General features: G+C 36.5%; 10 protein-coding genes and 1 pseudogene. 10 read left to right on the forward strand and 1 reads right to left on the reverse strand.

The window, feature by feature from the left end; genetic code table 11:
* Positions 1 to 58: 58 nt before the first annotated feature.
* The 9 genes from BFL01S_RS08340 (at position 59) to BFL01S_RS08380 (ending at position 8,397) form a co-directional block, all read left to right on the forward strand.
* Positions 59 to 613 carry a serine/threonine-protein kinase gene (locus BFL01S_RS08340; RefSeq protein ID WP_025908044.1) on the forward strand — a complete coding sequence of 185 codons (555 nt, stop codon included), beginning with the start codon at positions 59 to 61 and terminating at the stop codon, positions 611 to 613.
* A gap of 131 nt (positions 614 to 744) precedes the next feature.
* The gene (locus tag BFL01S_RS08345; protein WP_025908045.1) at positions 745 to 1,401 is read left to right on the forward strand and encodes a PIG-L deacetylase family protein; all 657 of its coding nucleotides are present in this window, start codon (positions 745 to 747) and stop codon (positions 1,399 to 1,401) included.
* Complete coding sequence (locus tag BFL01S_RS08350) at positions 1,398 to 2,723, forward strand: glycosyltransferase family 4 protein (RefSeq protein ID WP_035320038.1); 1,326 nt, start codon at positions 1,398 to 1,400, stop codon at positions 2,721 to 2,723. Before BFL01S_RS08345 ends, BFL01S_RS08350 begins: the two co-directional genes overlap by 4 nt.
* Complete coding sequence (locus tag BFL01S_RS08355; RefSeq protein ID WP_061785427.1) at positions 2,720 to 3,898, forward strand: carboxylate--amine ligase; 1,179 nt, start codon at positions 2,720 to 2,722, stop codon at positions 3,896 to 3,898. Before BFL01S_RS08350 ends, BFL01S_RS08355 begins: the two co-directional genes overlap by 4 nt.
* A 3-nt stretch (positions 3,899 to 3,901) precedes the next feature.
* Positions 3,902 to 4,963, forward strand: a complete 1,062-nt coding sequence (locus tag BFL01S_RS08360; RefSeq protein ID WP_061785428.1) for a protein kinase family protein — start codon at positions 3,902 to 3,904, stop codon at positions 4,961 to 4,963.
* A 27-nt stretch (positions 4,964 to 4,990) separates the two neighbouring features.
* Positions 4,991 to 6,322: a glycosyltransferase family 4 protein gene (locus BFL01S_RS08365; protein ID WP_138117032.1), complete on the forward strand. Its 1,332-nt coding sequence runs from the start codon at positions 4,991 to 4,993 to the stop codon at positions 6,320 to 6,322.
* 18 nt (positions 6,323 to 6,340) lie between these two features.
* Positions 6,341 to 7,258 carry an NAD-dependent epimerase/dehydratase family protein gene (locus BFL01S_RS08370; RefSeq protein ID WP_061785429.1) on the forward strand — a complete coding sequence of 306 codons (918 nt, stop codon included), beginning with the start codon at positions 6,341 to 6,343 and terminating at the stop codon, positions 7,256 to 7,258.
* A gap of 117 nt (positions 7,259 to 7,375) precedes the next feature.
* Complete coding sequence (locus BFL01S_RS08375) at positions 7,376 to 7,657, forward strand: hypothetical protein (protein WP_025908051.1); 282 nt, start codon at positions 7,376 to 7,378, stop codon at positions 7,655 to 7,657.
* A gap of 128 nt (positions 7,658 to 7,785) precedes the next feature.
* Positions 7,786 to 8,397, forward strand: a complete 612-nt coding sequence (locus tag BFL01S_RS08380; RefSeq protein WP_174521183.1) for a DUF998 domain-containing protein — start codon at positions 7,786 to 7,788, stop codon at positions 8,395 to 8,397.
* 14 nt (positions 8,398 to 8,411) lie between these two features.
* Here the strand turns inward: BFL01S_RS08380 and BFL01S_RS08385 are convergent.
* A pseudogene (locus BFL01S_RS08385) lies at positions 8,412 to 8,787 on the reverse strand (MBL fold metallo-hydrolase); the annotation flags it as partial.
* Between the two features lie 150 nt (positions 8,788 to 8,937).
* Here BFL01S_RS08385 and BFL01S_RS08390 point away from each other — a divergent pair.
* Positions 8,938 to 9,336 (forward strand): VOC family protein (locus BFL01S_RS08390; RefSeq protein ID WP_061785430.1); only part of this gene is annotated, 399 nt, incomplete at its 3' end.

The following is a 9,336-nucleotide window of genomic DNA, read 5'->3' on the forward strand; positions in this document are numbered from 1 at the left end:
CATAAACTATTAAGAAAAAGTAAATTAAGTAACATTTAAGAAAAGAGGCTTAATCAATATGAAATATCCCCTTATTAGGCAACGAAGAATTTCCTTTAGTAGCCTACGCGACCATAATCTAATCGGTAGCGGAAAAGATGGCCAAGTATATCATCTTAAAAATGGCAAATGTATCAAAATTTACTACAATGAAGCAACACAACAAAAAGAGCTACAAGCATTAAAGCTAGGTCAAAGTTCTTCCGTCATCCCAAGGATTTATGAAGCTGGCTATAATTACATTATTTTAGAATATATTGAATCTATTTCTCTAGCTAGATATATAAAAAGAACGAACAGCCTACCCTTTTCCTTAGTTAAGGAAATTATTTTACTTCTTGATGAACTTCAAAGGGTTGGTTTTACTAGATGGGATGCAGAGGTTCGACATATTTTAATTACAAAAGATGGACATTTGAAGGTTATTGATTTAAAACGAGCATTAACTTCTGATACAAAAGTTCCTACTAAGCTTTTTCAAGGTTTAGAAAAATTAGGGGTTTTAGACTTATTCTTTAAGCATTTACGTGATCTACGTCCAGACCTTCATTTGAAATGGAGCTCTTATCAGTAATTTGCTTTCAAAGTAGAAAAATTCTATTGGTAATTATCAACTTTTTTCCGCTAATGCCGGTTGCTTTTCAACCATACGTTTGCATATATTAACCGTAATAGAGACAGAAGGCTATAAGGAGTGACATCGGAATGAAAGATTATATATTAGTTATCGGAGCTCACCCTGATGACGAACTATTAGGATCTGCAGGAACTCTCAAACGATTGATCGATCAAGGATATACGGTCGTATCTGTTGTTACAGCGTTAGGGCGTAAAGAAGAAGCTCATCATATTCAAGCGTTTGGCCGTCTCGCTAACAAAAAGCTCGGCATTGAAGAAGTTATTTTTCTCGGTCATAAAAATTTAGAGTTAGAAATGATGCCTCGTCACAAGTTGACAAAAGACATTGAAGCATTAATTACAAAATATAATCCAAGTAAAATTTTCACTCACCACTACGGTGATATGAACATCGATCACCGTATTACATTTGAAGCGGTGTTAACCGCGACTCGCCCGCTTCCTAATAAAAAACCAATCGAGCTCATTACATTTGAAACAGTATCTTCTACCGAATGGAATACCTATACACACGATCAAGTATTTAAACCAAATTATTTTGTAAATGTTACCGATACAATGGATTTAAAAGTGGAAGCGCTAAAAGAATATGACGTGGAAATGCGTGATTTCCCACACCCAAGATCATATGAGGGAGTAAAAGCATTAGCAAAGGTTCGGGGAATGACCGTTGGTGTACCGTATGCTGAAGCGTTTGAAATTATAAGGAGGGTTTGGTTGTGAAATACAGTGGCAACATCCCATATCCATATATAATTGATACGTTGGATACATTTTATGGGATTAATAATAAAAGTGATGTGGAAGAATACAGTTCAACTCAACCTAGCAAAAAGTTAAAATCTATGAAAAAACAAAATTCACAAAAGCGCAGGCTTTCGATTTTAATTACAACATTTTGGGATTATCCTCACACAGGTGGTTTATCTAACTATATCTCAGAGCTAAGCGCTACTTTACGGAGCCAAGGTCATTATGTGGATGTCATTTCTCCTCGTAAGTTTCCATCTTTAAAAAAAGAAGAAATGCGCAATGAAATTGTTCCTGAGCTTGAAGACTTTTTTTCAACCCGTTATGGCGAAGTAAACAAACTTATTTTAAAAAACCAACGTTTACTTTATATCTATGAACAAATGTTAAAGACCGTAGATTTAGAAAAATATGATATCCTCCATGCTCAAGATTTATTCACCGCAAATATTTTAGGGAAATTTAACAAGTCTCTTCAGAAACCTCTCTTCTATACTCCTCACGGCATGTATACTTTTAACCGCTTAAAATTCAATATTTTTGATAAAGGATCGGTTGAAGAAGCGTATTACCTACGCATGGAGCAGCAAGCTGTTTCATTTGCCAGCCATATTATCATTTTACATGATGGATTTCGCCCACCACTTGAAAGTATTGGTGCCAAACAAGAACATATGACAACAGTTTACACCGGGATTGAAAATAAGATGTACCCTAAAAAGCATAAAGCAAAAGATGACAAGATTACCATTGCATCAATTGCTAGACTAGGCCCTAGAAAAGGCCATAGAGATTTATTAAGTGCCCTGTCTACTATTAATCATCTAGATAACGTAGAAGTGCTTATTGTAGGTGACGGAGAAATGCGCGAAGAGTTGGAAGAACAAAAGGAAAAATTCCATTTGGACATGGTTCATTTTCTTGGAACTCGAACCGATATTCCAGAAATCTTACACGAAACCGACATTTTTGTTCTCGCAACGCTAAACGATAGCTTGCCTCTATCTATTATTGAAGCAATGCATGCTCAAACGGCAATCATTTCAACAGAATGCGGAGGCATCCCAGAGATTATTAAGCATAATAAAACTGGAATTATTATTGAACCAGGAGACACCGAAACGTTAGCTAGAGCACTTTCCTTTTTCATCGCTAATACAAAGGCGCGTGCTCGAATGGCCGCCAATGCAAAGCGTTTCGCAAACGCCAACCTGACAAACGTGAAAATGGTGTCTTTTATAAGCAACCTTTATTCTCAAGCGCTTGCCGCTTTTAAAGTAGGTGAAAAAATATGAATGACAAACATGCTGCCGTAGTACTCGACCTTAGCGCAAACGGCTTAGGAATTATTAAAAGGTTAGCAGAACGGAACATTGAAATATATGCTTTTGATACAGAAAAGTCTTACCGAATTGGAAAAACAAAATTAGCTACCTGTAGCCCTTGTCCAAGTCCTCTTACCGAAGAAAAAGAGCTGCTAGATGTGCTCATTACACTTGGAAAGAAACAGAAACATAAACCTGTATTATATACGGGTGCTGATGATTATGTCATATTTATTTCCAAATACCGTAAGGAACTTTCCAATTATTTTTTATTCTTATTTCCTGATCATGATGTAATTGAGCAAGTGCTAGATAAACAGCGAGCTTATAATCTTGCTTTGAAACATAACATCCCCTGCCCTAAAACGTTTATTATTAAAAATGAAGATGATATGAAGACAGCGATAGAGACGTTAGAGTTTCCATGCATTTTAAAGCCTGTGCTTGGCCATGAATTTCGAAAGATTATTAATAAAAAAGCAATCTTAATCCAAACTGCTGAACAACTCCAAGCAGAATACCCTACCTATCAACAAGCTGGAGATTTAATTGTACAAGAAATTATTCCAGGCGATAACAGCTGTTTTTATAAGGTAGCCACTTTTTTTGATGAAAATATGAATTTACTTGCTCAGTTTTCACTCCAAAAAAATCATCAGTTTCCAGCTCAGTTTGGCACTGGAGCGCATATTGTCAGTAAGACCGTTCCTGAATTATTTGATATTTGCCTCCCATTCTTTAAAGCCATTCACTTAAAGGGCGTTGCGATGGCTGAGTTTAAAAAAGACCCGAGAGATGGTGTTTATAAATTCATTGAAATAAACCCTCGTTTTTGGCTCACCCACAGCTTAACAGGTGCAGCTGGAATCGACTTTGTTTACCTCTACTATTTATCAATGACAGAACAACAACCGATTCCCCATCTCGTTCAAAAAGATGGAGTGAAGTGGATTTATCTCGTGCGCTATTACTTAACTTACCTAACGAAGCGAAAACAAGAAGGCATGACGTTACGAGATTTCCTATCAGGTTTTAAAGGCGAAAAAGAATGGGCATTGTTCAGCTTACGAGATCCAATGCCCTTTGTTCGAAGTGCTTATTCACATTTAGTCAACGCATGGAAAAACAAGCGAAAGGAGAAATAAGAAATGTATCAACCAAAAGAATTATATTCAACGTTTCAGCTCTTAAAAATCGAAGAAAAGCTATCAGCATCTATCGGGGAAAAAATCACGATTGATTCCACCGACTTGAAATGCTTAAAATCTACAACGCGAAGTAGTATTTATAAACTGGTTGTGAGCACAAAACATGATTCTTTTCCACTTATCTTTAAAACGTATAGTAAGAATAATTATAAAAACGACATTGAAATCAATATGTATACAAAAGGTTATTCCAAGTTAAAGTCTTTTTTTCCAACTATTTACTTAGTGGAAGAATATAAAGAAGAAACGTGGATATTCATGGAATTTGTGCAACAAGTTCGAGGTCAACTAGTGTTCACACCAAAGCATTTTCAATCCATTATTCCATCGGTAGCAAAACTGCATGCTAATACGTTTGACAGTCATTTTAATGAACAGGCAATGGAATGGAGCTCTTGGCTACCTATTTATGATTCATTCACTATGCGAAAAGAACGCTCAAAAGCGATTGCTAACACGATGAATTTCCTTCAAGAATCCTCAAAAAACCGAGAACTCAAATCCATTCTTTCACCTCATAAAAGTTCTTTATATAAAATATACGAAAAGGGTCCTGATTTTTTTCCAGAGTTATTAGAAAGTGGTTCTGCCCTAACTCATGGCGATTTGCACATGCAAAACATATGTAGCCATGACACGGTAAAAAACGGCCCTTGGCCAATTCAATTTATCGATTGGGAGTCTGCTAAATACGCTCCTTCTTGGCTAGATTTAATCGTATTAGTTGAGCTGTTAATTGCTTTTCGAAAAGACTGGCAAAAAGACGGCAATTCTATTCGAACAGAGTGCATTAAAGCCTACCTTCAAGAGATGAAAAAGCACGGCATTTCCTTTAAAGAAAATCCGACCCACCTTTATAAAATGGCATATTTGCAGCGAACTCTTGAAAAGGGATTACAAACACAACTGCGAAGAATTTATGAAAATCGTGGTGGTGAGCTATTACCTTATCACCTTCATAAACTTGAAACCTGGGGTAAAGACCTTGGAATTTATAAATAGTAAGCGAACGAATCGAGGTGTTATGTTATGAACGATTCTTTTTCGACAAATCTACCTCCGTTTTTCCCTGATTTACTCCACACCATGGATCAGTTTTATGCTATTTCATCAAATAATCCAGCTTTCATTTCCAAACCAGGATTCCAAACTGCAAAAGCACTCATCAGAAAGCCAAAGCTTCGTATTTTGTATGTCACCTTTTTACGCTACCCTAATACAGGAGGTTTAGCTCACTATATCAACCATGTTAAAGATGGTTTTTCAGAGCTGGACTATCACGTTGATGTACTCTCACCTCTTAGCATGTCGAAAGAAGAGCTTGAGATCCATATTCCAGTTCAAGCTTCTAAAGCAAAAGAGTTTATGAGCAAACGCTACGGGTTGGTTAGCGAGAAAATTGTTAAAAACACAAGCTTCCTCACTGTTTTTAACGCTTTTTTAGAAAAACAAAATCTTAAAAATTATGATATTATTCATGCTCAAGATCTCTTCGCAGCATACCTTCTCGCTCACCTCAACCAAAAACTTCACAAACCCATTTTCTTTACGCCGCACGGTCATTTTACCAAAAGTCGCATCGATTTTTACAAGATGCAACAAGGATCCCTTGAAGAAGCCTATTTTACAGCGATTGAGAGAGCTGGCATACGAGGGGCTTTCCGAATTATCACAATCAGCGATTCATTTCATCCACGACTAAAGGAGCTTGGAGCATCAAATCAACAATTAAGGACCGTTCATACCGGCGTGAAAGTTCCTTCACTGCGTACTTCTTATAGCAAAGCAACAAATAAACTAGTTATTACATGCATCGCACGATTAGGACCTAGAAAAGGACATGAATTCTTTCTTCAAGCTCTTTCTCATCTAAAACAGTTCGAAGATTATATTGAAGTATGGATTGTGGGTGATGGTGTTATGAGAAAACATCTTGAAAAAATCCGTAGCGATTTAGACTTATCATTCGTTACGTTTTTCGGCAAACGTCATGATGTCTTTGACATTCTGCAACAATCCGATATCTACGTTCTGCCAACACTAAATGATAACCTCCCTTTATCAATCATTGAAGCAATGCATGCAAAACAAGCCATTATAACATGTGATTGTGGAGGTATACCTGAGATTGTTACAAACAGACATTCAGGACTCGTTTGTAAACCTGGAAACGTTGCTGAACTAAAGCAAGCTCTTGAAGAACTCATTTGCAATGCCGAATATCGTAAAACAATAGCGAACCAAGCCTTTGAGTTTGCAACCACTCATTTAACCGCGGATGTAATGATTGCTAAAATACAAGCAGTCTACGAAGAGTGGTGGAAGACCAATACAAAAAAGGAGAATGAATGTGATGAATAAATCAAATTGTGATAAATTATGAAGGTACTAGTGACAGGCGGAACAGGCTTTATTGGCTCTCATGTTGTTGAATGTTTATTAGAAAATGGGTATACTCCTGTTGTCCTTGATAATCTATCAAGCGGGATCAGAAGCAACCTTGCTGATGACGTTTCTTTCTACAACATGTCAATTTTGTCAAAAGAGATTGAGCAGGTATTTAAAATTGAAAAACCAGAAGTTGTTATCCACTTAGCGGCACAAGTCAATGTTTCGACTTCTTTAAAAGCCCCCGTTGAAGATGCAGCAACTAATATCTTGGGAACTATTAACTTGCTAGATATGTGTAAAAAACATGCGGTCAAAAAATTTATTTTTTCTTCTTCTAGCGCTGTATACGGTGATGCCGACACAGTGATTGATGAAGAAACACCCACATCTCCTCTTTCCTTTTACGGAACTTCAAAACTTGTATCGGAGTCTTACATTCAATTATTTCAACGGCTACACGGCCTTTCTTTTACAATTTTCCGCTATGCTAACGTATTTGGGCCACGTCAAAAATCAGACGGAGAAGGTGGCGTTATCAGCATTTTTATTAACCAATTACTAAATGGTAAAACCCCTTCTATTTTTGGGACCGGTAATCAAACTAGAGACTTTGTGTTTGTTGAAGATGTAGCGAAAGCAAATGTTCTTGCTATTAAAAGTGGTGAGAATGAAATTATTAATATTAGCTGCAATCATCAAATTAGCATTAATGAACTGTTTAAACTGTTAGCTGCGGAGATTTCTTCATCTGCTACTCCTAATTATCTACCTGGACAAAGCGGAGAGATTTTACACAGTCAATTAAACAATCAAAAAGCACTTCAAACCCTTGGATGGAAACCTTCTAGCGACATTCATACGCACTTGCTCAAAACAATTGAACACTTTCAATCCTATAGGAGCTAACACAAGAAGCTACCAGAAATTCCTGGTGGCTTTTCTAAATAAAAAGGCACAAATTGGAGACTCTAATTTTATTACTATAGAGTTATTTTTATTCCTTTCATTTGAAGGTGGGATTACATGGTCTTTCCAACAATTCACACAAACTTTTGGGATGCAATAATCGCTGTTCCATGCGTGATGATTATAACCCAACTTTTAAAAATCTTCTTCAAAATCAATAAGAAATATGTACCAACAATCGCTTTATTAATAGGGTTAACAGTTTCTATCTTTATCAGCCACCCAAAGGATTTAATCGCTGGCCTTTTTATGGGATGGTTTTATGGATATGGCGCCATTGGTTCCTATGCTTCCTTACAAACAACCCTACAAGCTTTTCGTACAGAAACAAAACAATAAAAGAGTACGTTTGAAGAACTTTATTTATCAGACCTAAGCCTTACAATAAACTCCCCTTATAGCTCTATTCTAATTAGCATTTTTTGGATATATAATAGCTGTATAACACTTTAAAAAGGGTGATTACACTGTATATACCAAAAAAAATTGGCGTTTTGAGCTGGTTTGCTACTTGCTGCTATTTTTTGATTGAACCATTCTTTATTTATACTTCTCTTGTTCCCTATAGCTTTTTATACCAAGCTATGAGTGATCTTGGTGTTACTTCATGTGGTGAATATACGTATTCACTGGCACCTTACACGATCTGTTCTCCTTTTCATCTTTGGATGAACGTCTTGTTTATTATAAACGGTTTAACTCTCGCTATTGGGATTTTGTATTTAGCACAAAACCTTGCAAAAACAAAAGTGAGACATCTAGCAACGATCTTCCTTTTACTATTGGCATTAGGAAATATCGTTTCTGGATTCATACCAGCTGATATAAATCTATTTTGGCACTCCATTGTTGCTCAGGTGGGGATGATCACTACTTTAGCCGGACTTTGGATATACGCGAAGCTTTTACCTACAGGACGCAAATGGACGCTTATTTGTTTAACCATTCTATTTATGATTCTATTACTTATAATGTTTGTTTTCTTTTTTCCAATGCCTGTCGGTTTATTACAGCGCTTATTTTATTTCGTTATTTTCATATGGGGAACCGTTCTTGCCTTCTGGGACATAAAACAATGATAAAAAGCTCCCTATAAACCAATGGCTTCAGTAGGAAATAGAGGGGATAATTTCGCTACAAGCCCCCCCCTCTACTGTACTATCCGGTAGTGAATAATTTTTTTGACTTGTCAAATAAGGCATTTCCAACTCATGAGCATAGACAGGAACGTTCCACTTATCAACTAGGTCAATAACAGAACCAATATGATCAAAATGAGCATGGGTCAAAACGATTGCTTTAGGCTGAGCACCCACACCGAATCGGTCTTCAATTTCCTTTAAAATCATTGGAGCCGACTCTGGCATTCCTGCATCCACTAACACAAATTCATTCTCATGTTGGGGATTACCTAAAAAGCAAATGTTTACAATCTGAATGGTATAACTATAAATATCAAGAGCTACCTTGCATTTCCATATCCATTTTATACACTCCCTTTTTTTGTACCTTTTCATTGTGCACTAGTTTATACTCAGTATACATTCGTACTTGTGGTCATCTATTTGTTTTTATGATATCGTTTTACATAATAACTCTTGAGAAATGAGGAATTTATCATGATTACATACGAAGCCTTACATCACGTAAGCATAGCCGTAACAAATATTGAAAAAGCCAAACATTTTTATGGAGATGTTTTAGGATTACAAGAAATTAAGCGTCCAGATTTTGATTTCGAAGGAGCTTGGTACGGAGTTGGGAATCAACAAATCCACTTAATCGTTTTTCCTACTGCTCAAACCCTTCGTGGAACAACGGAACTAAGCAGTCGTGAAGGTCACTTTGCTCTTCGTGTAGCTGACTTTGAAGAGACGCTCCGTCATTTAACCTCTAAAGGAATTGAGACCCTTGAAAAACGAAAGAGTAAAAGCGGCTTTGCCCAAATCTTTTGTGCAGACCCTGATGGGAATTTAATTGAGCTAAATGTTGAACAGTCTTCATTAAAAAAAGAGTGT

This window comes from Priestia flexa NBRC 15715, assembly GCF_001591565.1.
Classification (GTDB): domain Bacteria; phylum Bacillota; class Bacilli; order Bacillales; family Bacillaceae_H; genus Priestia; species Priestia flexa.

Excerpts from the sequence above, each read along its gene's own strand:
- BFL01S_RS08375 (WP_025908051.1), top strand. The coding sequence starts at position 7,376 with ATGGTCTTTCCAACAATTCACACAAACTTTTGGGATGCAATAATCGCT.
- BFL01S_RS08365 (WP_138117032.1), top strand. The coding sequence starts at position 4,991 with ATGAACGATTCTTTTTCGACAAATCTACCTCCGTTTTTCCCTGATTTA.
- BFL01S_RS08340 (WP_025908044.1), top strand. The coding sequence starts at position 59 with ATGAAATATCCCCTTATTAGGCAACGAAGAATTTCCTTTAGTAGCCTA.
- BFL01S_RS08360 (WP_061785428.1), top strand. The coding sequence starts at position 3,902 with ATGTATCAACCAAAAGAATTATATTCAACGTTTCAGCTCTTAAAAATC.
- BFL01S_RS08370 (WP_061785429.1), top strand. The coding sequence starts at position 6,341 with ATGAAGGTACTAGTGACAGGCGGAACAGGCTTTATTGGCTCTCATGTT.
- BFL01S_RS08345 (WP_025908045.1), top strand. The coding sequence starts at position 745 with ATGAAAGATTATATATTAGTTATCGGAGCTCACCCTGATGACGAACTA.
- BFL01S_RS08355 (WP_061785427.1), top strand. The coding sequence starts at position 2,720 with ATGAATGACAAACATGCTGCCGTAGTACTCGACCTTAGCGCAAACGGC.